This is a genomic window from Caballeronia sp. 11_S32, from assembly GCF_056930355.1.
Window position 1 is genome coordinate 1,548,587 of the sequence record NZ_JBXOWH010000003.1, and the last position, 26,900, is coordinate 1,575,486.

The window sequence follows — 26,900 nt, forward strand, 5'->3', positions numbered from 1 at the left end:
GCGAGGACGAAGAACCGTGATGCGCATCGGCGTCATCTCCGACACCCACAACCTCGTGCGCCCCGAAGCGCTCGACGCATTGCGCGGGTGCGCGCACATCATCCACGCGGGCGACATCTGCGGACGCGAGGTACTCGATACGCTCGCGCCACTCGCGCCGCTCACTGTCGTGCGCGGCAACAACGACATCGGCGATGACCTCGCGCGGTTGCCCGCGCATGCGCGCATCGAGCTCGGCGGCGCGACGTTCCACGTCGTGCACGATATCGCCGATGTGCCGAAGCAGCTCGGCAGCACCGATGTCGTCGTGACCGGGCATTCGCACAAGCCGCTCATCGAGCAACGCGGCGATGTGCTCTTCGTGAATCCCGGCAGCGCGGGCCCGCGCCGTTTCAGGTTGCCGATCACGCTCGCGCTCATCGATATCGGCGAAGGCAGGATCGATGCGCGCATCATCGCGCTCGTCGAATAAAAAAGGCCGGCGCTGCGCACCGGCCCTTCCATTCGGTCAAAGCCGAACGCTTACGCGCGCACCGTGCCTTCCGGGAACGCATCGTCCATTTCTGCGGCTTCGCGATGGCCGCGCAGAATCGCATGCGCTTCCGATTTCGACGCCACGGCCGGCGGCGAGCCCTTCAGCGGCTTCTTCGCCGTCTCGTGCAGCGCGAGCACCGACACGATGCCGATCAGCGACGCGCCCATCAGATAGTACGCGGGCATCATCAGGTTGCCGGTCTTGTCGACGAGCCATGCCGTGACGAGCGGCGTCGTGCCGCCGAACAGCGACACCGACACGTTGAAGCCGATCGCGAGCGCGCCGTAGCGGATCTTCGTCGGGAAGAGCGCCGGCAGCGAGGACGGCATGACGCCCGTGAACGTCGACAGCAACGCGCCGAGAATCATCATGCCCGCGAAGATCGACGGGACCGTGCCCATGCGAATCAGCGAAAGCGACGGGATCGACAGCACCAGCAGGCCGATACAGCCCGCGAGCATCACCGGCTTGCGGCCGATCGCATCCGAAAGGCGGCCGGCGAGGAGTGTCAGCGGCATCATCAGCACCATCACGACGAGCACGATGAAGAGGCCATGCGTCTCGTTGAACTTGAGCGTCGCCGACAGATAGCTCGGCAGATACGACAGCGCCATGTAGTCGGTCACGTTGAAGATCAGCACGAGGCCCACGCACTGCAGGAGCGGCTTCCACTGCTGGATGAGCGTCTCGCGGAACTGCTCCTTGGTCGTTTCGTGCGACACCGCTTCCGCCTTCTCGGCTTCGCGCTGGAAAGCGGGCGTCTCTTCGAGCTTCATCCGGATATAGAGGCCGATGAGACCGAGCGGACCCGCGATCATGAACGGAATGCGCCAGCCCCACGACAGCAGCGCGCTTTCCGACATCACCGCCGTCATCACCGCGACCACGCCCGCGCCGAGCACATAGCCGACGAGCGTGCCGAATTCGAGGAAGCTCGACATGAAGCCGCGCTTCTTGTCCGGCGAGAACTCGGCGATGAACGTCGCCGCGCCGCCGTATTCGCCGCCCGTCGAGAAGCCCTGCACGAGACGCGCGACGAGCAGCAGCACCGGCGCCATCACGCCGATCGACTCATAGCTCGGAATGATGCCGATACAGAACGTGCCGACGGCCATCATGATCATCGTCATCGCGAGCACGCGCTTGCGGCCGATGCGGTCGCCGAGCGGGCCGAACACCATGCCGCCGAGCGGGCGCACGAGGAACGCGGCCGCGAACGTGCCGAAGGTCGCGAGCAACTGCGCGGCCGGGCTGCTCGACGGGAAGAACACCTTGCCGAGCGTCACGGCGATATAGCTGTACACGCCGAAGTCGAACCATTCCATCGCGTTACCGATGGCCATGGCGCCGACGGCGCGCTTCAGCAGGGATTGATCGACGATGGTGATGTCGTCGAGGGTGAGATCGGACTTCTGACTCGATGAATCGCGGTTGCGCCAAAGGCCCTCGTGAAGAGAAGACATAGTTCGAAAAACTCCGTATTCGATCCCGAGAACTCGCGGGGAGCTTCGGGCGCGCCGTCGATACCGACGGCGCGTATTGCCGGGACAGTGCAGTTTCGCGACGGCGCCGCCTTTTCCCGAGACAGCGGAAAACGATCGCCAATGGCTCCGCTCGGCATGTTGCAGAGCGCAGATGCCGAAAATGAAAAGCGAACGCGGTGCCGATGCTTCGCGGTGGGTCGCGAAATTGCACTCGGGTTGAAACAAACGAATTTGACGTGCGGACGGCGAACCGAGCGGTGAACTCGAATTGCCGCGGGTGGGCCGCGACGTCGGCGAAAAAACTGCTTGAGACGAAAAAGGCCGGCGTTGTTGCTGGAAACCGACGCGCCTCTTTGTATAAATACTGTCACTACCGCGCGATGATCCGAAGCGTGGCTCGGAAACATTTACGCGTGAATGATGGTGAATTACTGTTGATAACGAGCAAGATAATAACACGATGACAGACGATGTGCAAACCGCCCCGTCAACGGGCAATTGCCCTCGTGGCCCGATCCCTTATCCCGCCTGGGATTGCGCCGGATCATTCTTATTTGTCTGATGGTCCAAACGGACCAATTTTGCGGTCGTGCGGACAACAAAAAACCGGCCGCATGGGCCGGTTTTTGCAGAGCGATTCAGACGCGATTTTCAGCTTCGATTTTCAGCTTTGCGGCGGCACGTAGCCCGAAGCCGTATCGGCGCCTTCGCCGAAGAAGTATTTCTCGGTCTGTTTGATGAGGTACTGGCGCGCGCGCGGATCGGCCATATTCAGGCGATTCTCGTTGATGAGCATCGTCTGCTGTTTGAGCCAGCCTTGCCAGGCCTCCTTCGAGATCGTTTCGTAGATGCGCTTGCCGAGCTCGCCCGGCAGCGGCGGGAAATCCAGTCCTTCGGCTTCCTTGCCGAGCTTCGCGCATTGAACCATTCGGGCCATTGTGAGTTTCTCCTCTGTATCGGGGGGAAAAGCGCGGTTCCGCGCTTCTCAAATCGTGTTCAAAGCTGTTTCATCAGGACGAGCGATTTGCGCTGCCAGTTATAGAGGCGCCGGCGGTCCTCGGGGAGATCGTCCACCGTCACCTTCACGAAGCCGCGCTTCAGGAACCAGTGCTCGGTGCGCGTCGTCAGCACGAAGATACGCGTGAGGCCGCGCGCGCGGGCACGCTGCTCGATGCGCTTCAGGAGCCGCTCGCCGTCGCCCGAGCCTTGCGCTTCCGGCGCGACCGTGAGGCACGCCATCTCGCCGATGCGCTCCTGCGTGTACGGATAGAGCGCCGCGCAGCCGAACAGCACGCCGTCGTGCTCGATGACCGAGAAGTGGTCGATGTCGCGCTCGATCTGGTGGCGCCCGCGCCGCACGAGCGTGCCATCCGTTTCCAGCGGCTCGATCAGCGTGAGAATGCCGCCGACGTCATCGGGCGTGGCTTCGCGCAGGCTCTCGAGGTTCTCGTACGAGATCATCGTGCCGACGCCGTCGTGCAGGAAGAGTTCGAGCAGCACGCTGCCGTCGAGGCGGTACGGAATGATGTGGCCGCGCGCCACGCCGCCGCGGCACGCGCGCACCGTATGCTTCAGATAGAACGCCGTGTCGCCCTGCAGCTCGCCGCTTTCCTGCAGGCGATATGCGTCGTCGAGCGACATTTCGCGGATGAGCTCGCCTTCCGTGTCGACCAGCCCGTCGATTTCGGTGACGAAAATGATCTTGTCGGCACGCAGCGCGATGGCGGCGGCGGACGCGACATCTTCCATCGAAAGATTGAACGCCTCGCCGGTCGGCGAAAAGCCGAGCGACGACAGCAGCACGAGCTTGTTCGACGCGAGCGACTGGCGGATCGAATCGCCGTCGATCTTGCGCACGACGCCCGTGTGCTGGAAATCGACGCCGTCGAGAATGCCGACCGGCCGCGCGGTCACAAAATTGCCCGACACGACGCTGATGTGCGCGTGCGCCATCGGCGTGTTCGGCAAGCCCTGGCTGATCGCGGCCTCGATGTCGAGGCGCACTTCGCCTGCCGCTTCCTTCGCGGATTCGAGCGCGCGGGCATCGGTGATGCGCAGACCATGCGAAAACGACGATTCGACGCCGTGCAGGCTCAGTTGCTCGTCTAGCTGCGGGCGCGAGCCGTGCACGAGCACGACGTGGATGCCCATCGCGTGCAGCAGGCCGACGTCCTGCACGAGCGCGTTCAGGCGTCCTTCCTGCACCAGCTCGCCGCCGAACGCGACGACGAAGGTCTTGTTCCGGAACGCGTGGATATAAGGCGCGACGGAGCGCATCCAGTCTACGAACTGGGCGAGGGGATTGGGCGCTTCGGGCTCTGTTTCAGCCGGCTGCGATGCCGCCTGTGTGCTCATCGTGAGGTCGGTTTGGGAATTCATCCCGGGATTATAATGCGACGCTATGCCGAATGTTTCCCGACCCGCACGCCCTAACCAGCCGGGCAAGCCGCAACCCGCCGACAAATCCCTCGATACTCAGGAGCAGTTGCGACAACTGCGTGAAAATCTGCTGCGCGACGCGCGGGAGGGAACGGGCGCGTCCGGCGATTCCGGCGCGTTGAGCAAGAAGGAACTCGCCGCGCGGCGGTTCGCGGGAACGGCGCAGCAGACGGGCGGCGACGCGGCGGGCAAGCAGGGCGCTTCGACGGCGCCGAAGCGGGCGCCTTCGACATCGGCGGTGCGGCAGCCGCAATCGGCGCAACCTGCGCAGAAAGCGCGCGACGTGGCGCAGGCGAAACCGGCGGCGCCGACCACGGTTTCCGCTCCGGTGCACGAGCCGCGCGCGGAAGTCGAGCGACCCGCGCCGTCGCACGCGAAACGCGACGATGCGCGGCGTGGGCAAATCGAACGTCCGCAGCGAAATGCGCAGGCGAAACCGGCCGAAGCGCGCATCGATGAAGCGCAGCGCGCGGAGCGTCGAAAGGCGCCGCCCGCGCCCGAAGCGCGTCAAAACCAGCCGCGCGAGCAGCACAAGTCCGAAGCGCAGCGCGCGGAGCGTCGAAAGGAGCGGCACGCGCCCGAAGCGCGTCAAAGCCAGCCGCGCGAACAGCACAAGCCAGAAGCGCAAAACGCGGAGCGTCGGAAAGAGCGGCCCGCGCCCGAAGCGCACGAGCACGAGCCTCGCGAGCCACGCGAGCCACGCAACGCCGAAGCGCAACGCGCCGAACGTGCGCCGGAGGCGCGCGAACCTCGCGAGCAACGCCCGCCGCGCGCCCCTCGCGAACCACGCGTCGTCACGCCAAACCCCGTTCCGCCGATCACCTTCCCCGAAGCGCTTCCCGTTTCCGGCCGTCGCGACGAAATCGCGCGCGCGATCCAGGCGAATCAGGTCGTGATCGTCAGCGGCGAAACCGGCTCGGGCAAGACCACGCAGCTCCCGAAAATCTGCCTCGCGCTCGGACGCGGTCTCGGCGCGGGCGGCAGCGGGCTGATCGGCCACACGCAGCCGCGCCGCATCGCCGCTTCGGCGACCGGACGGCGCATTGCGGAGGAGCTCGGCACGCCCTTCGGCGAAGTGGTCGGCTACAAGGTGCGCTTCACGGACAACCTCGCGCCGGGCGCATCCGTCAAGCTGATGACCGACGGCATCCTGCTCGCGGAAACGCAGACCGATCCGCTGCTCAAGGCCTACGACACGATCATCATCGACGAGGCGCACGAGCGCAGCCTCAACATCGACTTTCTGCTCGGCTATCTGAAGGAAATCCTGCCGAAGCGCCCGGATCTCAAGCTGATCGTCACGTCCGCGACGATCGACGCGGAGCGTTTCGCGCGCCATTTCGGCAGCGACGAGAAGCCCGCGCCCGTGATCGAGGTGAGCGGGCGTTTGTATCCGGTCGAAGTGCGCTATCGGCCGATCGAGGAAGAAAGCGAGGCGATCAGGAACGCGCAAGGCACGCCCGCGAGACGGAACGACCGCAAGACCGACCGCGACCTGATGGAAGCCATCGTCGATGCAGTCGATGAGCTGTGCCGTGTCGGCCCCGGCGACGTGCTCGTATTCCTGCCCGGCGAGCGCGAAATCCGAGACGCCGCCGAAGCGCTCAGAAAACACCATCCGCCGCACACGGAAATCCTGCCGCTCTTCGCGCGCCTCTCCGCGCAGGAGCAGGAGCGCGTGTTCAAGCCGTCGAACGCGCGGCGCATCGTGCTCGCGACCAACGTCGCGGAGACGTCGCTGACGGTGCCGGGCATCCGCTATGTCGTCGACACCGGCATGGCGCGCGTGAAGCGCTATTCGTACCGCAACAAGGTCGAGCAATTGCAGATCGAGGCGGTGTCGCAGGCGGCGGCGAATCAGCGCGCGGGCCGCTGCGGGCGCGTCGCGGACGGCGTGTGCATCCGTCTTTACGACGAAGCGGATTTTCAGGCGCGGCCGCGCTTCACCGATCCGGAAATCCTGCGCTCGTCGCTCGCGGCGGTCATTCTGCGGATGAAATCGCTGCATCTGACGGCGATCGAAACCTTTCCGTTCATCGAACCGCCGCCGGGCCGCGCGATCGCGGACGGCTATCAGCTGCTGAACGAACTCGGCGCCGTCGATGACGACAACGCGCTCACGCCGCTCGGCCGCGAACTCGCGCGCCTGCCGCTCGATCCGCGCGTCGGCCGCATGATTCTCGCCGCGCGCGATCATCTGGCGCTCAAGGAAGTGCTGGTCATCGCGTCGGCGTTGTCGGTGCAGGATCCCCGCGACCGGCCTATCGAGGCGCAGGAGCAGGCGGATCAGGCGCATCGCCAGTTCGTCGACGAGCGCTCCGAATTCCTGCAATGGACGCGCATCTGGAAATGGTTCGAGGACGCCGTCGCGCACAAGAAATCGAACAAGCAGCTCGCCGATGCGTGCCGCGCGAATTTCCTGTCGCATCTGCGTCTGCGCGAATGGCGCGATGTGCATTCGCAATTGCTGACCGTCGTGCGCGAGCACGGCTGGCGTCTGAACGAATCGGACGCGACGTTCGAGCAGGTGCATCTGTCGCTCCTGACCGGCCTGCTCGGCAACGTCGGTTTGAAGGCCGACGACGAGCCGCACTATCTCGGCGCGCGCGGCATCAAGTTTCATTTGTGGCCCGGCTCCGCGCTCCTGAAGAAAGCGGGGCGCTGGGTGATGGCGGGCGAGCTCGTCGAAACGAGCCGGCTGTACGCGCGCACGATCGCGAAGATCGAGCCGGAATGGCTGGAAACGGTGGGCGCGCATCTGCTCAAGACCTCGCTTTCCGATGCCCATTGGGAGAAGAAGGCCGCGCAGGTCGTCGCGTTCGAAAGGGCGACGCTTTACGGCCTGACCGTGTATGCGCGCCGGCGCGTGAGCTTCGGCAAGCAGGACCCGAAGTACGCGCGGGAATTGTTCATCCGCGGCGCGCTCGTCGAAGGCGAATTCGACACGCGCCTGCCGTTCTTCGCGCATAACCGCAAGCTGGTCGCCGACATCGAGCAACTGGAGCACAAGTCGCGCCGCCAGGACGTGCTCGTCGACGATGAACTGATCTACGGCTTCTACGATTCGCTTATTCCCGAAGGCATGTGGACGGGCGCGGCGTTCGAGCGCTGGTATCGCGACGAGCAGAAGAAAGAGGGCAACGAGAAGCTCCTCTTCCTGTCGCGCGACGACCTGATGCGCCACGAAGCCGCCGGCGTCACGACCGACCTGTTCCCGAAGCGCATGACGATGTCAGGCATCGAGATGTCGCTCACGTATCACTTCGAGCCGGGTTCGCCGCGCGACGGCGTCACGCTGCAAGTGCCGCTCTACGGGTTGAACCAGGTGGACGCGCGCCGCGTCGAATGGCTCGTGCCGGGCATGATCAAGGAGAAGACGCAACTGCTGCTGAAGTCGCTGCCGCAGAAGTTGCGCCGTCATGTCGTGCCGCTGCCGGAATACGCGGCGGGTTTCGCCGAGCGCCATGCCGGACCGAAATTCGGCGCGGGCGCGCTCGTCGATTCCTTGATCTCGGATATCCGTGAGCAGACGCAAGTGGCCGTGAAGAGCGCGGATTTCAAGCTCGAAACGCTGCCCGCGCACCTGTTCATGAACGTCAAGGTCATCGACGAGCACGGCCGCCAGCTCGCGATGGGCCGCAATCTCGCGCAATTGCGCGCGGAACTCGGCGGTCAGGCGCAGCAGCAGTTTCAGAAGCTGACCGCGACGGCCGCGCTCGACGCGCTTTCCGGCGACGGCGGCGCGCAGCCCGCGCCGCAAGCGCAGCCGACGGCCGGCGAAAGCACCGCGCTCTACGAGAACCTCACGACGTGGAACTTCGGCAAGCTGCCCGAACTGCTGGAGATCCGCCGTCGCGGGCAGACCTTGTTCGGTTATCCCGCGCTCGTCGATCGTGTCACGCACTGCGACGTCGAAGTGTTCGATTCGCCCGAGGAAGCGGCGCGCATTCATCGCGCCGGCTTGCGGCGGCTGTTCGCGCTGCAGCTGCGCGAGCCGATCCGCTATCTGGAAAAGAACCTGCCCGGCCTGCGCGAAATGTCGATGCAATACATGGCGCTTGGCACCGCCGACGAACTGCGCGATCAGATCGTCGAGACGGCGCTCGATCGCGCGTGCCTGCAGGACCCGCTTCCCGACGACGACGTCAGCTTCCACGCCCGCCGCGACGCCGCGAAAGGGCGTCTCACGCTGCTCGCGCAGGAAATCGCGCGGCTCGTCGGCGCGATTCTGGCCGAGTATGCGGCGCTCGCGAAAAAGCTCGCGCAGGCGAAGCCTTTCGCCTCGGCCTACGCCGATATGCAGACGCAGTTGAACGCGCTCATCGGCAAGCGCTTCGTGATCGACACGCCGTATGCGCAGCTCGCGCATTTTCCGCGCTATCTGAAGGGAATCGGTCTGCGCATTGACAAGCTCAAGGCCGATCCCGCCCGCGACGCGCGGCTGCTCGCCGAGTTGCAACCGCTCGCGCAGCATTATCAGCGCGCGTTGTCGCAGCGCGGCGGCGTCGCGGATGCGCGGCTTTCCGAGTATCGCTGGCTGCTGGAGGAACTGCGCGTGTCGCTGTTCGCGCAGGAATTGCGCACGCCGATGCCGGTTTCGGTGAAGCGCCTCCACAAGGTCTGGGAATCGATGCAGCGCTGAAAGGCCGGCGCGGAAGCGAGGCCGAAAGCGTCATTTCTTGCGCCGACTCAGTGTATTGCGCAAAAAGCCGCACTTGGGTCAACGCGCCGCGCCGGGCAAACGTTCTACAATGACGCCTGCCTCCCGAAGCCTACTTTTCATGCGCAATATTTTCCGTTCCGGCCGCCTCCGCGCGGCTGCCACGCGCGCCGCGCTCGCAACCGGCGCGGCTCTCGTCGCCAGTGCGGCGTTCGCCAACAATGTCATCGTGCTCAATTCGGCGGAAGCCACGCTGAGCCTCATCGATGAAAACACGCATCAGGTCGTCGGCACCGTGCCGACCGGCAAGGAGCCGCACCACTTGATGCCGCTGCCTGACAATTCTTCGCTGATCGTCGCGAATTCGGTGTCGAACAATCTGATGTTCGTCGATCCGAAAACGGGCGGCCTCCAGCGCTGGGTGCAGGACATCGAGGATCCGTACCAGATCGGCTTTTCGCCGGACAAGAAATGGTTCGTGTCGACCGGCCTGCGCCTCGACCGCCTCGACATCTACCATTTCGACGGCAAGAACGTCTCCATCGCGAAGCGCCTGCCGCTCGCGACGATGCCGAGCCACATCGCGTTCACCAACGACAGCACGACGGCGTTCATCTCGCTTCAGGTGTCGGGCGAAATCGCCGCGATCGACCTGCCGACGCAGACGGTGAAATGGAAGATGAAGGTCGGCAAAGTGCCGGCGGGCGTCTGGCTCACGCCGGGTGACAAATACCTGCTCGTCGGCATGACGGGCGCGGATTACGTCGCCGTGGTCGACTGGCGCAACCAGAAGGTCGTCAAGACGATCACGACGGGCAAGGGCGCGCACAACTTCCGTTCGATGGTCGATGGCAAGCACGTGCTGGTGTCGAATCGCGTCGCGAACACGATCAGCATCATCGACGAGGACTCGCTCACCAATGTCGGCGACATTACCGGCCTGTTGCCCGGCCCCGACGACATGGAACTTTCCGCCGACAAGAAGTATCTGTGGGTAACGTTCCGCTTCGCGAAGCATGTCGGCGTGATCGACCTTGCGAATCGTAAGCTCATCGAGACGATCAAGGTGGGCCGTTCGCCGCACGGCATCTACTTCTACAACCGCGCGCCGGTGATGGCGCCGAACGGAGCGTAAGCAGATCGCACGGGCGCCTCGCCGCGCCCTGTACTACGATTGAAGCAGGGCCGGCGCACCGGACGGCCGCACGCATCACGGAGCACCATGTTTCATTCCATTCTTTCGTCCCTCGACAGTCTCGTTTCCTGGCTGCAGACGCTTCTCTATGTCGACGTCGTCCAGCCGGCGCTGTTCAAGCTCGGCATGATGGACTACGACGAGGACACCTACGACGCGCTCTACTGGGTGATCGTCGGCGTGCTGGAAGTGCTCGCGATGTACTCGATCCTGCGTCCGCTCGAAGCGTTCCGTCCCGCGGAAACGTGGAAGGACCGCAAGGGCGTGCGCGTCGACGTGCTCTATACGTGGATCGTCAAGCTCGGCATCCTCAATCTGTTTTTCTTCTTCACGTTCCAGCCGCTCTTCGATTCGCTGCAGAGCTGGCTGCGCATCCATAGCGTGCCGAATCTCGAGATCGACAATCTCTGGCCGGGCGTGACCACCGAGCCGCTCGTCACGTTCGTCATCTATCTGCTGATTCTCGATTTCGCGGGCTACTGGTATCACCGTCTGGAGCACCGGTTCGGGATCTGGTGGGAGCTGCACGCGGTGCATCACAGCCAGCAGAAGATGTCCCTCTGGACGGACGATCGCAACCATCTGCTCGACGATGTCCTGCAGGCGAGCTTTTTCGCGTGCGTCGCGCTCGTGATCGGCGTGGAGCCGTCGCAGTTCGTCGTGCTGGTCGCCATCACCAATTTCATGCAGAGCGTGCAGCACGCGAACATCCGCCTGCACTACGGCTGGCTCGGCGAGCGGATCATCGTGAGCCCGGCGTTCCATCGCCGCCATCACGCGATCGGCTTCGGCCACGAAGGCACCACCTACGGCTGCAACTTCGGCGTGCTGTTCTCGTTCTGGGACATCCTGTTCCGCTCGGCGTCGTTCGACCGCACCGTCGAGCCCACCGGCATTCGCGACCAGCTCGGCGCGCCAGGCGTGGCGCCCGTCCATTACGGCGACGGCTTCATCGAGCAGCACTGGCTCGCGTTCAGGCGCATCGCCGCGCGTCTCTCGGCGCGTCGCGCGGGTGCGTCCGCCTCCGACAACTCGGCGGCCGTCTGAGCTTTCCTCGCAAGACCAGCGCCCGCGCGCGGCGCTGGTTTATGCTGTCGGTTTCTCTTTCTTCTACGAATCACGCATGAGTGACTTGCTGCGTTCGTTCGTGCGCGCGCTTGCGAACGTCTTTCATCCGCGCATGCTCTGGCTGACCCTGATGCCGTTCGGCGTCGCCACGGTGGTATGGGGCGCGCTTCTCTGGTTCTTCTGGCAGACGCTCACGGGCGCCGCGAACAGCTGGCTCGACGGCTGGTCCCTCACGTCAGCGATGTACCGCCTCTTCGACGCGGTCGGCTTTTCGTCGCTGCATGCGGTGATCGCGCCGTTTCTCGTCGTCATCATGACGGTGCCGCTGATCGTCGTCACGGTGCTGCTGCTGATCGCGACGCTCTCGATGCCCGGCGTCATCAAGCTGCTCACGCGGCGGCCGAAGGGGCATTATTCGTCGCTGGAAGAGCGGCGGGGCGGCTCGTGGTACGGCAGTCTCGGGCATTCGGTCGTGACGACCGTGGTGTGCCTCGTGGCGCTCGTCGTCACGCTGCCCTTGTGGCTGATTCCGCCGTTCTTCGCTCTGATTCCGCCCTTGCTGTGGGGCTGGCTCACGTATCGCGTGATGACCTACGACGCCCTCGCGTTGCACGCCAGCGTGGAAGAGCGCCGCGCGATCGTGCGCGACGCGCGCTGGCCGCTGCTCGGAATCGGCATCATCAGCGGCCTGTTGAGCTCCGTGCCGACGATGCTCTGGGCATGGTCCGTGTGGCTCTTGCCGCTCTTTCCGGTCGTCGCCGCCGTGACGATCTGGGCGTATGCATTCATCCTCGTGTTTTCCGCGCTTTGGTTCGCGCATTACTGCCTGCACGCGCTCGAGCGCCTGCGCGCGAACGAAGCTCACTATCCGGCGATCACGGTCGAATCCTGATCCCGGAGATCGAACGATAAAGGGGCATTCATGGGCATTGGCGTCATCATCATCGGCGATGAAATCCTGTCCGGCCGCCGCACCGACAAGCACCTGCCGAAAATCATCGAATTGTTGAGCGCGCGCGGCCTGTCGCTCGACTGGGCGGAATACGTCGGCGACGATCCCGCGCGCATCACCGCGACGCTCGCGCGCACGTTCGCGTCGGGGGACATCGTGTTCTCGACGGGCGGCATTGGAGCTACGCCGGACGACCACACGCGCCAGTGCGCGGCGAAGGCGCTGGGCGTGCCGCTCGCGCTGCATCCGGAAGCCGCCGAGCTGATCCGCGCGCGCATCCGCGACACGGCGGCGCAGGCGGGCAAGCCGGCCGAACTGGACTCGCCCGAAAACCTGCATCGGCTGAACATGGGCACGTTTCCGCGGGGCGCGGCGATCATCCCGAACAGCTACAACAAGATTCCGGGCTTTTCCGTAGGCGATCATCACTTCGTGCCGGGCTTTCCGGTAATGGCCTGGCCGATGATCGAATGGGTGCTCGACACGAAGTACGCGCATCTGCATCACGCGAGGCCGTATGTCGAACGGTCGCTGCTCGTGTTCGGCCTGCCGGAATCGCGCATCACGCCGCTGATGGTGGCGATCGAGCGCGATTTCGACGGCGTGCGCGCATTCAGTCTGCCGAGTGTCGGCGATGCGGCGCGCGGCGCGCTCTACGCGCGCTCGCATATCGATCTCGGCGTGAAGGGCGATCCGGAGCAGGCGAACGCCGCGTTCGACGTGCTGCGCGAGGGCGTGACGGCGCTAGGCGGCGAGGTCGTGGAAGTGCCGCCGGAGGAAGCGAAGTGATCTTGCTGGAAATCATCGCGACGACCGTCTCCGACGCGCGCGCGGCCGAGCGCGGCGGCGCCAACCGGCTGGAGCTCGTCACGGCGATGGGCGAGGGCGGGCTGACGCCGAGCATCGGATTGATCGAATCGGTGGTGGATGCCGTGCGGATTCCGGTGAACGTGATCGTGCGGCCGCATAGCCGCTCGTTCGTCTACGATGCCGACGACTACGCGGTCATGCTGCGCGACGTGCGCGCGATCGCGAAGACGGGCGCGAATGCGATCGTCGTGGGGATGCTGCGCGCGGACGGTTCCATCGAAACGGATGGTCTCGCGCGCGTGATCGAAGCGGCGGATGGCCTGCAACTGACCTTCCATCGCGCGTTCGACGAATCGCGTGATCTGCCCGCCGCGTTCGACACGCTACTGCGCTTTCATGCCGTCACGAATGTGCTGACGTCGGGCGGCAAGCCTTCGGTGCTGGAAGCGGAAGACACGATAGCGAAGCTCGCCGCCACGGCGGCGGGCACGCGCTGCACGGTGCTGGCGGGCGCCGGACTTACCGTCGACGCAGTCGCGCCATTCGTCGCATCGACGGGCGTGCGCGCGGTGCATTTCGGCTCGGGCGTGAGAGTCGATGGAAAGGGGCTGGCGCCGGTTGATGAAGAGCGCGTCAGGCGCGTGCGGACATTGCTCGACACAATGGCTACGTGAGTCTTGCATGAGTCCCAAGGGTTGAGCACGGTCAACCCTGCTGCCTCGAACGCAGAGGTGTCGCATGCATTTCCTGCCGCCTCGCGCCCCTTAAGCCCCGATCCACGGCAGCCCGCGAAAACACCATCCCGACACCGTCTTCCGATGCCCCTGCCCATCCTTGTCGCCTTCAAAGCCTTCGAGCAGGTCGAACGCCTGCGCGTAACCTTCCTTCTGCGCTGCAACTGCAGCGAGCTTCGAACGCGCCGCGCTGCGGCACAAAAACACGACCGGCGTATCCGGGGTGGCGACCTGCCGCAATTGTTCGATAAACTCGGCGTTCGGCACCGAGCCGGGATAGCGGATCCACTCGATGTGCGCGTACTGCGCGCCGTCGACCGCCGGGCGGCCGACCCAGTCGATCTCGGCACGCGTGCGGACGTCGACCAGGCGGGCGCGCGGATCGAGCTGCAGCAGTTCGAAGGCTTCGGTGGGCGAAAAGGCGCCGGCATATGTCAGCTTGCTCTCGGTGGCGCGCTGGGCCGCCTGGCCATACAGTTGTTCGATCGTGCTCATGGCGCATCAGTCTCCGTTCAAGGCGCAAAGAATCATTCTAGCGTCGCGCGCGCAGACAAAAGCCCTGGCCATTTGGCCGAGTAGAGAATGTTCTGAATTGGTGCGAAACTCACCCGATGCACAAACATAGTGCGAAGGTCTGATTGAGCAGATGGTTGCGCACAAAAATGGTGCGAAGCAGTGCGGACGCCATCTGCCGAAGTGAAGTTGTTTCACCCAAAACGCGCGCTGCTTCAAGCGCTTAGCGCAAGGTTGGTGCGCTTGGCACGGAAGCTGCTTTTCCATCCTCGATTGAATCGATGTACAGGATTGGTCGGGGCGGCGAAGCGATTCGCCGACTTTTGTTAATCAGGAGATAGGTAATGAGTAAATCCGTGGCCGACGTCATGCAGCTCGTCAAAGACGAGGACGTCAAGTTCGTCGACTTCCGTTTCACCGACACGCGCGGCAAAGAACAACACGTTTCCGTGCCGGTTTCGCACTTCGACGAAGACAAGTTTGAAAGCGGCCACGCTTTCGACGGTTCGTCCATCGCTGGTTGGAAGGGCATCGAAGCGTCGGACATGCTGCTCGTTCCGGATGCGGACAGCGCGTTCATCGACCCGTTCTTCGAAGAGTCGACGCTCGTTCTGACCTGCGACGTGGTCGAGCCCGCCGATGGCAAGGGCTACGAGCGCGACCCGCGCTCGCTCGCGAAGCGCGCGGAAGCCTATCTCAAGAGCTCCGGCCTCGGCGACACCGCTTTCTTCGGTCCGGAACCCGAGTTCTTCATTTTCGACTCGGTGCAGTGGAACACGGACCAGTCGGGCACGTTCGTGAAGATTGGCTCGGAAGAAGCGCCGTGGTCGTCGGGCAAGGAATTCGAAGGCGGCAACACCGGCCACCGTCCGGGCACGAAGGGCGGCTATTTCCCGGTCGCGCCGGTCGACACGTTCCAGGACATCCGCTCGGAAATGTGTCTGCTGCTCGAGCAGATCGGCATTCCGGTCGAAGTGCACCACCACGAAGTGGCGGGCCAGGGCCAGAACGAAATCGGCACCAAGTTCTCGACGCTGGTTCAGCGCGCGGACTGGCTGCAGCAGATGAAGTACATCATCCATAACGTGGCGCACACGTACGGCAAGACGGCGACCTTCATGCCGAAGCCGATCGTCGGCGACAACGGTTCGGGCATGCACGTTCACCAGTCGATCTGGAAGGACGGTCAGAACCTGTTCGCGGGCAACGGCTACGCCGGTCTGTCGGAATTCGCGCTGTTCTACATCGGCGGCATCATCAAGCACGCGCGCGCGCTGAACGCGATCACGAACCCGGGTACGAACTCGTACAAGCGTCTCGTGCCGCACTTCGAAGCGCCGGTGAAGCTGGCTTACTCGGCTCGCAACCGTTCGGCATCGATCCGTATTCCGCACGTGAGCAACCCGAAGGGCCGCCGTATCGAAACGCGCTTCCCGGATCCGCTCGCGAACCCGTACCTGTGCTTCTCCGCGCTGATGATGGCGGGTCTCGACGGCGTGCAGAACAAGATTCATCCGGGCGAAGCCGCGGACAAGAATCTGTACGACCTGCCGCCGGAAGAAGACAAGAAGATCCCGACCGTGTGCGCGGGCCTCGACCAGGCACTCGACGCGCTCGACGCGGATCGCGAGTTCCTGACGCGCGGCGGCGTGTTCACGGACTCGATGCTCGACGCCTACATCGAACTGAAGACGCAAGAGCTGCAGCGTTATCGTCAGTCGGTGCATCCGATCGAGTTCGAGATGTACTACTCGCTGTAAAGCGACGCAAACCCGCATGACCGAAGCGTGCTTCGTTTCGAGCAGTTCGATGAAGCGCGCGACGCTTGCATCGCGGTGACGAAAAAGGGACGGCGCGCCGTCCCTTTTTTAATCGGCGCCGTGTCATGCAACGGTGTCACGCAACGAGAAGAAGATCGGTGTCACGAACGACCTCATTCATTGCACGATGGTGCTCAAGAATCTGATCAAGGCGCGCAAAGGCCATGCCGACGCGCTGTCCGACGACACGCAACTCGCGGCGACCGGCCTTCTGCCGGGACTCGAAGCGCTGCCCACGGTTGTGCTCGTGCTCGACATGCGCAACCTGAGAATTGCCTACGCGAACCCTTCGGCCGAATCGATGCTGGAGATGTCGCGCAAGCAGTTGACGCAGATGAACTGGCCCGAGCTCTTCGCCAATGCGGAGGAACTCGCGAGCACGGTGGCGTCGATCGCGGAGAACCGCTTCAACGCGACGCGCCTCGACGCGGTGCTCGAGCGCCCCGGGCGCGAGCAGGTGCATGTGCATGCGATCGTCGCGTATCTGGAAGCGGCCAGCGAATACGTGCTGCTCGAGCTCTTCGAGAACGAGCGCCATTTGCGCACCGACCGCGAGGAGCGCATCCACGATCTCACCGCTGTCAACAAGCAATTGATCCGCAATCTCGCGCACGAGATCAAGAATCCGCTCGGCGGCATTCGCGGCGCGGCGCAGTTGCTCGAATTCGAGCTCGGCGCGCGTGAACGCGATGAGCTGCGCGAGTACACGCAAGTCATCATCAAGGAATCGGACCGGCTGCAGACGCTCGTCGATCGATTGCTGGAGCCGCACCGGCATCCGCATATCGTCGGCGATGTGAACATCCACGAAGTCTGCGAGCGCGTGCGCGCGGTGATTCTCGCGGAGTTTCCGCGCGGCCTCACGATCGAGCGCGACTACGACGTGAGCGTGCCCGACTTGCGCGGCGACAAGGAGCAGCTGATTCAGGCGCTGCTGAACATCGTGCGCAACGCTGCGGAAGCGCTGAAGGAACGCATTTCACAGGGCGATGCGAAGATCGAACTGCGCACGCGCATCGCGCGCAAGGTGACGATCGGCAAGAAGCTGCACAAACTGGCATTGGACTTGCATATCACTGACAACGGTCCCGGCATCCCCGAGGAAATCCGCGACCGGATCTTCTTCCCGCTCGTGTCGGGCAGGGAAGACGGCAGCGGACTCGGTCTCACGCTCGCGCAATCGTTCGTGCATCAGCACGATGGCCTGATCGAAGTGGAGAGCAGGCCGGGCTGTACCGAGTTCGCCATCTTGTTGCCGTTTGAAAGTTGACCAGCGACTTCACGCCAAGGAACGCAGTGCATCCTGCTTTGACGCCTGACCGTTTCGACGGGCTCACACCGAACCATACGAAGACTTCTCGCCGAACGATATGAAGCCGATCTGGATAGTAGACGACGACCAATCCATCCGCTGGGTGCTGGAAAAGGCGCTCGCACGAGAAAACTTCACGACGCGCAGCTTCTCCGGCGTGCGCGACGCGCTCGCCGCGCTCGAAAGCGAAAGCCCGCAAGTGCTCGTCTCGGACATCCGCATGCCGGGCGGCTCCGGGCTGGAGCTGCTGCAGACGGTGCGCGACCGCTTGCCGGGCCTGCCCGTCATCATCATGACGGCGTTCTCGGATCTCGACAGCGCCGTCGCCGCGTTTCAGGGCGGCGCGTTCGAATATCTCGCCAAGCCGTTCGACGTCGACAAGGCGGTCGAGCTGATCCGCCGCGCCGTGGATGAAAGCATGCGCGGCGAGGCGTCGGTCGACGAGCGCGTGACGGAAACGCCCGAGATGCTCGGCCAGGCGCCCGCGATGCAGGACATGTTCCGCGCGATCGGCCGCTTGTCGCATTCGGCGGCGACCGTGCTCATCACGGGCGAATCAGGCACCGGAAAGGAGCTTGTTGCGCGCGCCTTGCACCGACATAGCCCACGCGCGAACGGGCCCTTCATTGCGCTGAACACGGCGGCGATACCGAAGGATCTGCTGGAGTCCGAACTGTTCGGCCACGAGCGCGGCGCGTTCACCGGCGCGCAGGCGATGCGCCAGGGCCGCTTCGAGCAGGCGGAGAACGGCACGCTCTTTCTCGATGAAATCGGCGACATGCCGTTCGATCTTCAGACGCGCCTGTTGCGCGTGCTCTCGGACGGGCAGTTTTATCGCGTGGGCGGGCACAATCCGCTGCGCGCCAATGTCCGCGTGATCGCGGCGACGCACCAGAATCTCGAATCGCGCGTGCGGCAAGGGCTCTTTCGCGAGGACTTGTATCATCGCCTGAACGTGATTCGCCTGCGCCTGCCGGCGTTGCGCGAGCGCAGCGAGGATATCCCGCTGCTCACGCGTCATTTCCTGCAAAAGAGCGCGCGCGATCTGGGCGTGGAGCCCAAACGCGTATCGGACGATGCGCTCGCGTATCTCGCGTCGCTGCCGTTTCCGGGCAATGTGCGTCAGCTCGAAAACCTGTGCAACTGGCTCACGGTGATGGCGCCCGCGCAGGTGATCGAGCAGAAGGACCTGCCGCCCGATCTCACGCCGCGTCAGGACGTGACGCCCGAGAGCATCGCGGTGTCGACCGATGGCGCGGTTGCCGCGGCGCCCGCTGCGGTCAATGGCGCGGCGTCCGCGCCGGCGACGGCCACGGCGGGCGTTGCCGCGAGCGTGTGGGAGAACGGCTTGCGCACGGAGGTTGCGCGTTTGCTGCGCGAGAATTCCGCCGATGTGATGGACGAGCTCGCACGCCGCTTCGAAGCCGCGGTGATCCGCGAGGCGCTCGATTTCACGCGCGGGCGCAAGGTGGAGGCGGCGGAGCGGCTGGGCATCGGCCGCAATACGATCACACGCAAGATCCAGGAACTGCATCTGGACGCGTGAGCGTCTTTCGACGCGGGATCAGCCGATCGTCGCGATCACGGGCGCGTGGTCCGACGGCTGATCCCATTTGCGCGGCACCTTGTCCACTTCGCACGAGGTGCAGCGCGCCGCGAGTTCCGCCGACAGCAGAATGTGATCGATGCGCAGTCCCGCGTTGCGGCGAAACGCGAGCATCCGGTAATCCCACCACGTGAAGAGCTTTTCGGGCTGCTCGAACTTGCGGAAGGCATCGGTGAGGCCGAGTTCGACCAGTTGCGCGAAGTGCGCGCGTTCTTCGGGTGACACGAGGTTCTGTCCTTCCCATGCCTTCGGATCGTGCACGTCGCGGTCTTCCGGCGCAATGTTGTAATCGCCCAGCAGCGCGAGCTGCGGGTGCCGCGCCATATCTTCGCGCAGCCATTCGCGCAGCGCATCCAGCCAGCGCATCTTGTAGGCGAATTTCTCGGAGCCGGGCGCCTGTCCGTTGGGGAAGTACGCGGAGATGATCCGCACGCCGTCGATGGTCGCGGCGATCACGCGCTGCTGCAGGTCCTCGAAGCCGGGGATGTTGCGCACGACGCTGATTTCATCGACCTCGAAACCCGCATCGGCGCGCACCAGAATGCCGACGCCGTTATACGTCTTCTGTCCCGCGAACCAGCTTTTGTAGCCGGCGGCTTCGAGCTCCGCGCGCGGGAATTTTTCGTCGGGGAGCTTCAGTTCCTGAAGGCACAGCACGTCGACGCCCGAGAGCGCGAGCCAGTCGATGACGTGCTGCTGGCGGACTTTGAGAGAGTTGACGTTCCAGGTGGCGATTTTCATTGGACGGCGAAGACGTTGGTTTCCTGTTTGGATCGATCGAGCCGCGTGCCTGGGTTCCGTCGAAGGCACGCACGAGCCGACCGCGTGATTCGGGATGATACCGCCACGCGTGCCGGCCGGCTCTCGTGCCGAAATCCGTGCCTGCGCCCGGACATGCAAAATTTTGACGCGTAGTTTCGACCCTGCTCATCGGCAATGTAAAGTCTCAGCCACTTCGACAATCGATTCCCGTACGGATTCGAACTCGAACAAATCGGTATCCGGTTACTTCGCTATCCGAATGGATATGAACGTTTCGATTCGTAGTTTCGATTCGTTATCGGGTCCGTTCAGGCGCGAGCACATTCCAACAATAATCAATCAATCAATCGATTCCCCACGATGTTTCGTTCAATCTGCAAGATCTCGATGATGGCCGCGCTGATCGGCGCGGCTGGCGCGCAGGCGGCGACGGCGCCGATTCAGGTGCTCAGCGCCACGGTGAGAGACCAGAAGATTTCCGGCGCGACCGTCATTCTCCAGAAGGACGGCACGCAGTCGATTCGCGTTCAAAGCGACGCGCAAGGAACCGCGCAGCTTCCGAGCGATGTGGCGAGCGACGGCAACGCGCTCATGATCATCAAGAAAGCGGGCTATTCCGATCTGGTCGCCAAGTGTCCGTGCACGGGACTCTCCTATGCGCTGAGTCCGGTGTTGAAGAATCTGGACGGCATGCGCGTCGTGCTGACGTGGGGCGAGCGTCCGCGCGACCTCGATCTGCACGTGTCATATCCGGAAAATCACGTCTACTTCGCCTCTCAGAAAGGCGCCGACGCAAACCTGGACATCGACCACAGGGATAGCTACGGCCCGGAAACGATCACGCTGGAACGCAGGCATCAGGGGCAAACCTACGTCTTTGCCGTGCATGATTACAGTGACAAGACGAGTCCTGCTTCCTCGGCGCTTTCGAATAGCCAGGCCAAGGTGTTCGTGTATGTCGGTCAGTCACTCGTGCGGAGCTTCAACGTGCCGCGCCAGGCCGGCAATCTGTGGACCGTGTTCCGTCTCAACGGCGAGGGTGAGATTCAGGACATCAACACCATGCGAGGCGTGACGGTCGATGCCAGCGACGTGCTGGGCACCATCGACAACTACAACAACGAGCAGATGGATATCGTGGCCGCGAATCAGGACTTCGTCGACCCGGTTCGCGCGACCCAGCTCAACAAGGACGGCGAGCGCGCCTATCACGCGGGCGATCTCGATGGCGCGATCGAGCTGTATCGCGAGGCGATCGGCCTGAATCCGAATTATGGCCAGGCCTATAGCAACCTCGGACTCGCCTTCCAGAAGGCCGGGCGTGCCGCCGAGGCGATCTGGGCCAACCGCAAGGCGATTGCGCTCGCGAGCGGCGCGACGGCCGCGACGGTCCGTGCCAGTTCGTACTACAACATCGGCCGTATCTATGAGGACGCGAGCCAGACCACCGATGCGCTGAACAGCTACCGCGCCGCGAAGCGCGAAAAGGCCAATCCGGTTTATGACGCGGCCATCGCGCGCGTCGGCAATCGCTGAACACGTCCGATCAACGCCCCGCATAGCCGGGGCTCGCAATGCTCACACATGTACAAGAAAGCCCTCGCGGCGATGCTCGTGACATTGGCCGCGGTATCGGCGCACGCAGCGGGGCCGGCCGCGGTCGCCATCGGTGACCGCGCGACGTGGCCGCAACCCATCGACAGCATCGAGAGTTTCGATCTGGCTTCGCGCGCTGAGCTGCTCGCGTTCGGCAAGGCGCTGTCCGATAGCGAGCAGTTGTCGGACGCCGAGTTGCAAAGCCGGTTGAAGGTGAAATCGATCGACCGCGCATCGGTCGATCGCGTTCGCTCGCGCTATTGGAAACGCTTGACCGACAACTATATGGCGGCGTCGGCCAACTGCGCGGCCGGTGTGCCCTTCTGCGGCAAGATCCGCAACGAGGCCGATTTCATGAAGCTGGCGAAGGGTTTCGCGGCTTCGACAGACAACCGGTATGGCGCATGGTCATCGCAAGCCGAGGTGTTTCATCGGACCTACCTGAACGAGCTGTTGCGGCTGGCGGCGCTGTTTCCGAAGATCAGCAGCGAGATCGACACGTTCTCGCCGCGCGAGATCGGCGGTGGCTTGCTGCCCGACCGCACGTTCCTGCTCACCTTCGACGACGGCCCGACGAACGCCGGCGGAACCACCGACCATCTGCTGCAGACCTTGCGCGACGCGCATCTGAACGGCGTGTTCTTCACGATCGGGCCGCGCCTGCAATCGCGCCTGCAGCAAGCCGGTGTGTCATCGACGGCGAGTGCTTATCGCGGCATGTGCGTGGGCGCGCACGGTTGGGAGCATCGCTCGCACGCCAACTGGCCGGCATGGGAAGACTCGGTGACGCGCAGCATCGGACTCGTCCGCGAGAATCTGCCAGACAGCTTCGTGCCGCTTTTCAGGCCGCCATATGGTCAGCGCAGATCGGATAGCGGCGAGTTCTTCGCATCGCACGGGCTGTATGTCGCGCTCTGGAATATCGATTCGCAGGACTGGAACGAAAAAGTCACCGCAGATGATGTCAGGCAGCGCGTCTTCACGTTGATGCTGCTCTGGCGGCATGGGGTCATCCTCTTTCACGACATTCATCCGAAGGCGCAGGTTGCGGTGCCGTGGTTGCACGAACAGTTGAATGCCACCGGCGTTCGGTGGATGGACTGCAAGACGCTTCTTGCGATGCATTGAGTCAATGCGAACATGACGGCTTCGCGCGATGAACGCATCGTGCGAAGCCGTTGGCCGTTTACACGATTTTTACGCGCCACCCCCCACCTTTATCCCGCCCTTTACGTCCATTTCCTTACTCTCCACCTTGTCCTGAACCGCACAAGGGGAGAACACGACAATGGACCTGCTTTACCTCGCCGGCATCGTCCTTTTCTGGGGGCTTTGCGTGGCGCTCACGAGCGGCTGCGAGCACTTGCGCCGCCGCGCGCCGGGGGGCCGCTCATGAACGCCTGGATGATCTGGCTCGCCGCGGCTTCGACGCTGCTGCTTTTCGTGTACCTCGTGTACGCGCTCCTACGCGCGGAGGATCTCGAATGAACGCCAATTCGCTGATGCAGGCGACCCTCTTCATCGCCGCGCTGATCGGGCTCGCGATTCCGCTCGGCCGCTACATGGCCGGCGTGCTCGACGGCACGTCGGTCGTCGTGCGCAAGCTCGGACGGCCGGTGGAAGCGGTGCTGTATCGCATCGCGGGTGTCGATCCCGATGCCGAAATGTCATGGAAGCACTACGCGCTCGCCGTGCTGCTCTTCAACGTGCTCGGCGCATTCGTGTTGTACGCGCTGCTGCGCCTGCAAGGCACGTTGCCGCTGAATCCGCAATCCATGAGCGGCATGTCGCCCGATGCCGCGTTCAACACCGCCGTCAGCTTCGTGACCAACACGAACTGGCAGGACTACGGCGGCGAGAGCACGCTCGGCTATCTCGCGCAGATGCTCGGCCTCACCGTGCAGAACTTTCTGTCGGCGGCGACGGGCATCGCGGTCGTCGTGGCATTGATTCGCGGCTTCAAGCGGCATTCCGCGCAGACCATCGGCAACTTCTGGGTCGATCTGACGCGCACGACGCTGTACATCCTCGCGCCGCTCGCCGTCGTCTTCGCGCTCGTCTTCGTGAGCCAGGGCGCGATCCAGAACTTCAAGGCGTATCAGGAAGTGTCGACGCTGCAAGTCACGACGTATCAAGCCCAATCGACGGACGCGCAGGGCAAGCCGGTCACGCAAACGCTCAAAGCCGAAACGCAGACGCTGCCGATGGGCCCGGTTGCCTCGCAGGAAGCGATCAAGATGCTCGGCACCAACGGCGGCGGCTTTTTCAACGCGAACTCCGCGCATCCGTACGAGAACCCGACGCCGTTCTCCAACTTCATGCAGATGCTGGCGATGCTGATCATTCCGGCGGCGCTGTGCGTGGTGTTCGGCCGCATGATCGGCGACGCGCGGCAGGGCTACGCCGTGCTCGCCGCGATGACCATCGCGTTCGCCGCCGCGTGCGTCGGCGAAATTTCGGCGGAGCAGGCGGGCAATCCGCTCTATGCATCGCTGCACGTCGATACCCAGGCGTCCGCGCTGCAGGCGGGCGGCAACATGGAAGGCAAGGAAACGCGCCTGGGGATCGCGCAATCGGGACTCTTCACGGTCGCGACGACGGCCGCATCATGCGGCGCGGTCGCGAACATGCACGATTCGCTGACGCCGCTCGGCGGCCTCGTGCCGATGCTGCTGATCCAGCTCGGCGAGGTGATCTTCGGCGGCGTCGGCTCCGGTCTCTACGGAATGCTCGTGTTCGCGCTGCTCGCGGTGTTCGTCGCGGGTCTCATGATCGGACGCACACCCGAATACGTCGGCAAGAAGATCGAGTCGTTCGAGATGAAGATGGTGTCCATCGCGATCCTGCTCACGCCGCTGATCGTGCTCGCGGGCACGTCGATCGCCGTGCTCACGGCTTCGGGCACCGCGGGCATCGCGAATCCCGGCGCGCATGGCTTCTCCGAAATCCTCTACGCGTTCAGCTCCGCCGCCAACAACAACGGCAGCGCGTTCGCGGGCCTTTCGGTGAACACGCCGTTCTACAACACGATGCTCGGCATCGCGATGTGGTTCGGGCGCTTCGGCTCGATCGTGCCGGTGCTCGCCATCGCGGGCTCGCTCGCGGCGAAGAAGCGGCTCGCCGTGACCGCGGGCACGCTGCCCACGCACGGCCCGCTCTTCGTGGTGCTGCTGATCGGCACGCTGTTGCTCGTCGGCGCGCTGACGTATGTGCCCGCGCTCGCGCTCGGGCCGATCGTCGAGCATCTCAGCATGATCGCAGGTCACTGATTTTCGAGGACAGCATGACTCAAACGAATCAAACGCCGCTGCATCGCCCGGAGAATCTCGGGCAGGCGCGCACGGCGGCACGCTCGATGTTCGATCCGGCGCTGGTTACGCCCGCCATCGTCGATGCGTTCAGGAAGCTTGCGCCGCGCACGCAGTTGCGCAATCCGGTGATGTTCTGCGTCTACGTCGGCAGCATTCTGACGACGGTGTTGTGGATCGCCGCGCTCGCGGGACAGGCCGAAGCGCCCGCGGGTTTCATCCTTGCGATTGCGCTGTGGCTGTGGTTCACGGTGCTCTTCGCGAACTTCGCCGAGGCGCTCGCGGAAGGCCGCTCGAAGGCGCAGGCAGCGTCCTTGCGCCACGCGAAGCACAACGTGATGGCGAAGAAGCTCAACGAGCCGCATCCGAAGTCGCCGATCCGCATCACGACATCGACCGATCTGCGCCGTGGCGACGTCGTGCTCGTCGAAGCGGGCGATGTGATTCCCGCCGATGGCGACGTGATCGAAGGCGTCGCGTCCGTCGACGAATCCGCGATCACGGGCGAATCCGCGCCGGTGATCCGCGAGTCGGGCGGCGATTTCTCGTCGGTGACGGGCGGCACGCGCGTGCTGTCGGACTGGATCGTCGTGCGCGTATCGGTGAATCCCGGCGAGGCGTTTCTCGACCGCATGATCGCGATGGTCGAGGGCGCGAAGCGTCAGAAGACGCCGAACGAGATCGCGCTGACGATTCTGCTCGTCGCGCTGACGCTCGTGCTGCTCTTCGCGACGGCCACGCTGCTGCCGTTCTCGATTTTCTCCGTCGAGGCGGCGAAAGCGGGGCATGTCGTGACGATCACCGCGCTCGTCGCGCTGCTCGTGTGCCTGATTCCGACGACCATCGGCGGGCTGCTTTCCGCCATCGGCGTCGCGGGCATGAGCCGCATGATGCAGGCGAACGTGATCGCGACGTCGGGCCGCGCGGTGGAGGCGGCGGGCGATGTCGACGTGCTCCTGCTCGACAAGACCGGCACGATCACGCTCGGCAATCGTCAGGCTTCGTCGTTCGCGGCGGCGCCGGGCGTGAACGAACGCGATCTCGCCGATGCCGCGCAACTCGCGTCGCTCGCTGACGAGACGCCGGAGGGCCGCAGCATCGTCGTGCTGGCGAAGCAGCGCTTCAACATCCGCGAGCGCGACATGGCCATGCTGCACGCGAGCTTTCTGGCGTTCTCGGCGCAATCGCGCATGAGCGGCGTGGACTTGCCGGATCGCGAGATTCGCAAGGGCGCGGCGGATGCGGTGAAGCGCTACGTCGAGGAGCGTGGCGGGCGCTTTCCGCAGGAAGTGCAGCACGCCGTCGATGAAATCGCGCGTCGCGGCAGCACGCCTTTGGTCGTCGCCGAGCGCGTGAACGACGCGACGCGCGCGCTCGGCGTGATCGAACTGAAGGACATCGTGAAGGGCGGCATACGCGAGCGTTTCGCGGAGTTGCGCAAGATGGGCATCAAGACGGTGATGGTGACGGGTGACAACCGCCTGACGGCCGCGGCGATCGCGGCGGAGGCGGGCGTCGACGACTTTCTCGCCGAAGCGACGCCCGAAGCGAAGCTCACGACGATCCGCGAGCATCAGGCGCAAGGGCGTCTCGTCGCGATGACGGGCGACGGCACGAACGACGCGCCCGCGCTCGCGCAAGCGGACGTCGCGGTCGCGATGAACACGGGCACGCAGGCTGCGAAGGAAGCGGGCAACATGGTCGACCTCGATTCGAATCCGACGAAGCTGATCGAGATCGTGGAGATCGGCAAGCAGATGCTGATGACGCGCGGCTCGCTCACGACGTTCTCGATCGCCAACGATGTCGCGAAGTACTTCGCGATCATTCCGGCCGCGTTCGCGACCACCTATCCGCAATTGCGCGTGCTGGACGTGATGCATCTCGCGTCGCCTTCCTCGGCGATTCTGTCGGCGGTGATCTTTAACGCGCTGATCATCGTGTTTTTGATTCCGCTGGCGCTGAAGGGCGTGAAGTATCGCGCTTTGGGCGCTGCGTCGTTGTTGCGGCGCAATCTGCTGATTTACGGCTTGGGCGGCATCCTGTTGCCGTTTCCGTTCATCAAGCTGATCGATATGGCGATTGCCGCGCTTGGCTGGAGCTGAT

General features: G+C 64.1%; 21 protein-coding genes. 16 read left to right on the forward strand and 5 right to left on the reverse strand.

Annotated features, from left to right (window positions below):
- Positions 1 to 19 precede the first annotated feature (19 nt).
- Positions 20 to 472 carry a metallophosphoesterase family protein gene (locus AC1Z32_RS18810; protein WP_483480028.1) on the forward strand — a complete coding sequence of 151 codons (453 nt, stop codon included), beginning with the start codon at positions 20 to 22 and terminating at the stop codon, positions 470 to 472.
- Between the two features lie 50 nt (positions 473 to 522).
- On the opposite strand, the gene proP is transcribed toward AC1Z32_RS18810, so the two are convergent.
- The 3 genes from proP to argA form a co-directional block, all read right to left on the reverse strand.
- Positions 523 to 1,998 (reverse strand): glycine betaine/L-proline transporter ProP, encoded by a 1,476-nt coding sequence (gene proP, locus AC1Z32_RS18815; RefSeq protein WP_483480029.1) that lies wholly within the window; start codon positions 1,996 to 1,998, stop codon positions 523 to 525.
- A gap of 685 nt (positions 1,999 to 2,683) precedes the next feature.
- The gene (locus AC1Z32_RS18820) at positions 2,684 to 2,956 is read right to left on the reverse strand and encodes an oxidative damage protection protein (protein WP_008350541.1); all 273 of its coding nucleotides are present in this window, start codon (positions 2,954 to 2,956) and stop codon (positions 2,684 to 2,686) included.
- A 59-nt stretch (positions 2,957 to 3,015) separates the two neighbouring features.
- Complete coding sequence (gene argA / locus AC1Z32_RS18825) at positions 3,016 to 4,398, reverse strand: amino-acid N-acetyltransferase (RefSeq protein WP_483480030.1); 1,383 nt, start codon at positions 4,396 to 4,398, stop codon at positions 3,016 to 3,018.
- Positions 4,399 to 4,420: 22 nt separating this feature from the next.
- On the opposite strand from argA, the gene hrpA reads away from it, so the two are divergent.
- From hrpA to AC1Z32_RS18855, 6 genes are all read left to right on the forward strand, one after another.
- Positions 4,421 to 9,100, forward strand: coding sequence for an ATP-dependent RNA helicase HrpA (gene hrpA, locus AC1Z32_RS18830; protein ID WP_483480031.1), 4,680 nt, complete (start codon positions 4,421 to 4,423; stop codon positions 9,098 to 9,100).
- Positions 9,101 to 9,239: 139 nt separating this feature from the next.
- On the forward strand, positions 9,240 to 10,253 hold the full coding sequence (locus AC1Z32_RS18835; protein ID WP_483480032.1) for a YVTN family beta-propeller repeat protein: 1,014 nt from the start codon (positions 9,240 to 9,242) through the stop codon (positions 10,251 to 10,253).
- 87 nt (positions 10,254 to 10,340) lie between these two features.
- Complete coding sequence (locus AC1Z32_RS18840) at positions 10,341 to 11,360, forward strand: sterol desaturase family protein (protein ID WP_483480033.1); 1,020 nt, start codon at positions 10,341 to 10,343, stop codon at positions 11,358 to 11,360.
- A gap of 76 nt (positions 11,361 to 11,436) precedes the next feature.
- Positions 11,437 to 12,273, forward strand: coding sequence for an EI24 domain-containing protein (locus AC1Z32_RS18845; RefSeq protein WP_483480034.1), 837 nt, complete (start codon positions 11,437 to 11,439; stop codon positions 12,271 to 12,273).
- 30 nt (positions 12,274 to 12,303) lie between these two features.
- Complete coding sequence (locus AC1Z32_RS18850; RefSeq protein WP_483480035.1) at positions 12,304 to 13,122, forward strand: competence/damage-inducible protein A; 819 nt, start codon at positions 12,304 to 12,306, stop codon at positions 13,120 to 13,122.
- Entirely contained in the window at positions 13,119 to 13,817 is a 699-nt protein-coding gene (locus AC1Z32_RS18855) for a copper homeostasis protein CutC (protein WP_483480036.1), read from the forward strand. Before AC1Z32_RS18850 ends, AC1Z32_RS18855 begins: the two co-directional genes overlap by 4 nt.
- Positions 13,818 to 13,907: 90 nt before the next feature.
- Here AC1Z32_RS18855 and AC1Z32_RS18860 read toward each other — a convergent pair whose 3' ends face one another.
- A complete protein-coding gene (locus tag AC1Z32_RS18860; RefSeq protein WP_483480037.1) occupies positions 13,908 to 14,372 on the reverse strand; it encodes a rhodanese-like domain-containing protein in 465 nt (154 codons plus the stop codon).
- A 362-nt stretch (positions 14,373 to 14,734) separates the two neighbouring features.
- Here AC1Z32_RS18860 and glnA point away from each other — a divergent pair, with 362 nt between their 5' ends.
- The 3 genes from glnA to ntrC all read left to right on the forward strand — a co-directional run bounded on the left by glnA (position 14,735) and on the right by ntrC (position 19,068).
- The gene (glnA, locus tag AC1Z32_RS18865) at positions 14,735 to 16,150 is read left to right on the forward strand and encodes a type I glutamate--ammonia ligase (RefSeq protein ID WP_062602924.1); all 1,416 of its coding nucleotides are present in this window, start codon (positions 14,735 to 14,737) and stop codon (positions 16,148 to 16,150) included.
- Positions 16,151 to 16,337: 187 nt separating this feature from the next.
- Positions 16,338 to 17,480, forward strand: a complete 1,143-nt coding sequence (glnL, locus tag AC1Z32_RS18870; RefSeq protein WP_483481680.1) for a nitrogen regulation protein NR(II) — start codon at positions 16,338 to 16,340, stop codon at positions 17,478 to 17,480.
- 100 nt (positions 17,481 to 17,580) lie between these two features.
- Complete coding sequence (ntrC, locus tag AC1Z32_RS18875; protein WP_483480038.1) at positions 17,581 to 19,068, forward strand: nitrogen regulation protein NR(I); 1,488 nt, start codon at positions 17,581 to 17,583, stop codon at positions 19,066 to 19,068.
- An 18-nt stretch (positions 19,069 to 19,086) separates the two neighbouring features.
- Here the strand turns inward: ntrC and xth are convergent, their stop codons facing one another.
- Positions 19,087 to 19,869: an exodeoxyribonuclease III gene (gene xth, locus AC1Z32_RS18880; protein ID WP_483480039.1), complete on the reverse strand. Its 783-nt coding sequence runs from the start codon at positions 19,867 to 19,869 to the stop codon at positions 19,087 to 19,089.
- A gap of 381 nt (positions 19,870 to 20,250) precedes the next feature.
- On the opposite strand from xth, the gene AC1Z32_RS18885 reads away from it, so the two are divergent.
- From AC1Z32_RS18885 to kdpB, 6 genes are all read left to right on the forward strand, one after another.
- A complete protein-coding gene (locus tag AC1Z32_RS18885) occupies positions 20,251 to 21,426 on the forward strand; it encodes a YfaP family protein (RefSeq protein ID WP_483480040.1) in 1,176 nt (391 codons plus the stop codon).
- Between the two features lie 48 nt (positions 21,427 to 21,474).
- The gene (locus tag AC1Z32_RS18890) at positions 21,475 to 22,614 is read left to right on the forward strand and encodes a polysaccharide deacetylase family protein (RefSeq protein ID WP_483480041.1); all 1,140 of its coding nucleotides are present in this window, start codon (positions 21,475 to 21,477) and stop codon (positions 22,612 to 22,614) included.
- 160 nt (positions 22,615 to 22,774) lie between these two features.
- A complete protein-coding gene (locus tag AC1Z32_RS18895; RefSeq protein ID WP_483480042.1) occupies positions 22,775 to 22,882 on the forward strand; it encodes a potassium ABC transporter ATPase in 108 nt (35 codons plus the stop codon).
- Positions 22,879 to 22,974 (forward strand): K(+)-transporting ATPase subunit F, encoded by a 96-nt coding sequence (kdpF, locus tag AC1Z32_RS18900; protein WP_062602930.1) that lies wholly within the window; start codon positions 22,879 to 22,881, stop codon positions 22,972 to 22,974. Before AC1Z32_RS18895 ends, kdpF begins: the two co-directional genes overlap by 4 nt.
- Positions 22,971 to 24,755 (forward strand): potassium-transporting ATPase subunit KdpA, encoded by a 1,785-nt coding sequence (kdpA, locus tag AC1Z32_RS18905; protein ID WP_483480043.1) that lies wholly within the window; start codon positions 22,971 to 22,973, stop codon positions 24,753 to 24,755. The genes kdpF and kdpA overlap by 4 nt, the downstream gene beginning before the upstream one ends.
- A gap of 86 nt (positions 24,756 to 24,841) precedes the next feature.
- The gene (kdpB, locus tag AC1Z32_RS18910) at positions 24,842 to 26,899 is read left to right on the forward strand and encodes a potassium-transporting ATPase subunit KdpB (protein ID WP_483481681.1); all 2,058 of its coding nucleotides are present in this window, start codon (positions 24,842 to 24,844) and stop codon (positions 26,897 to 26,899) included.
- Position 26,900 lies beyond the last annotated feature (1 nt).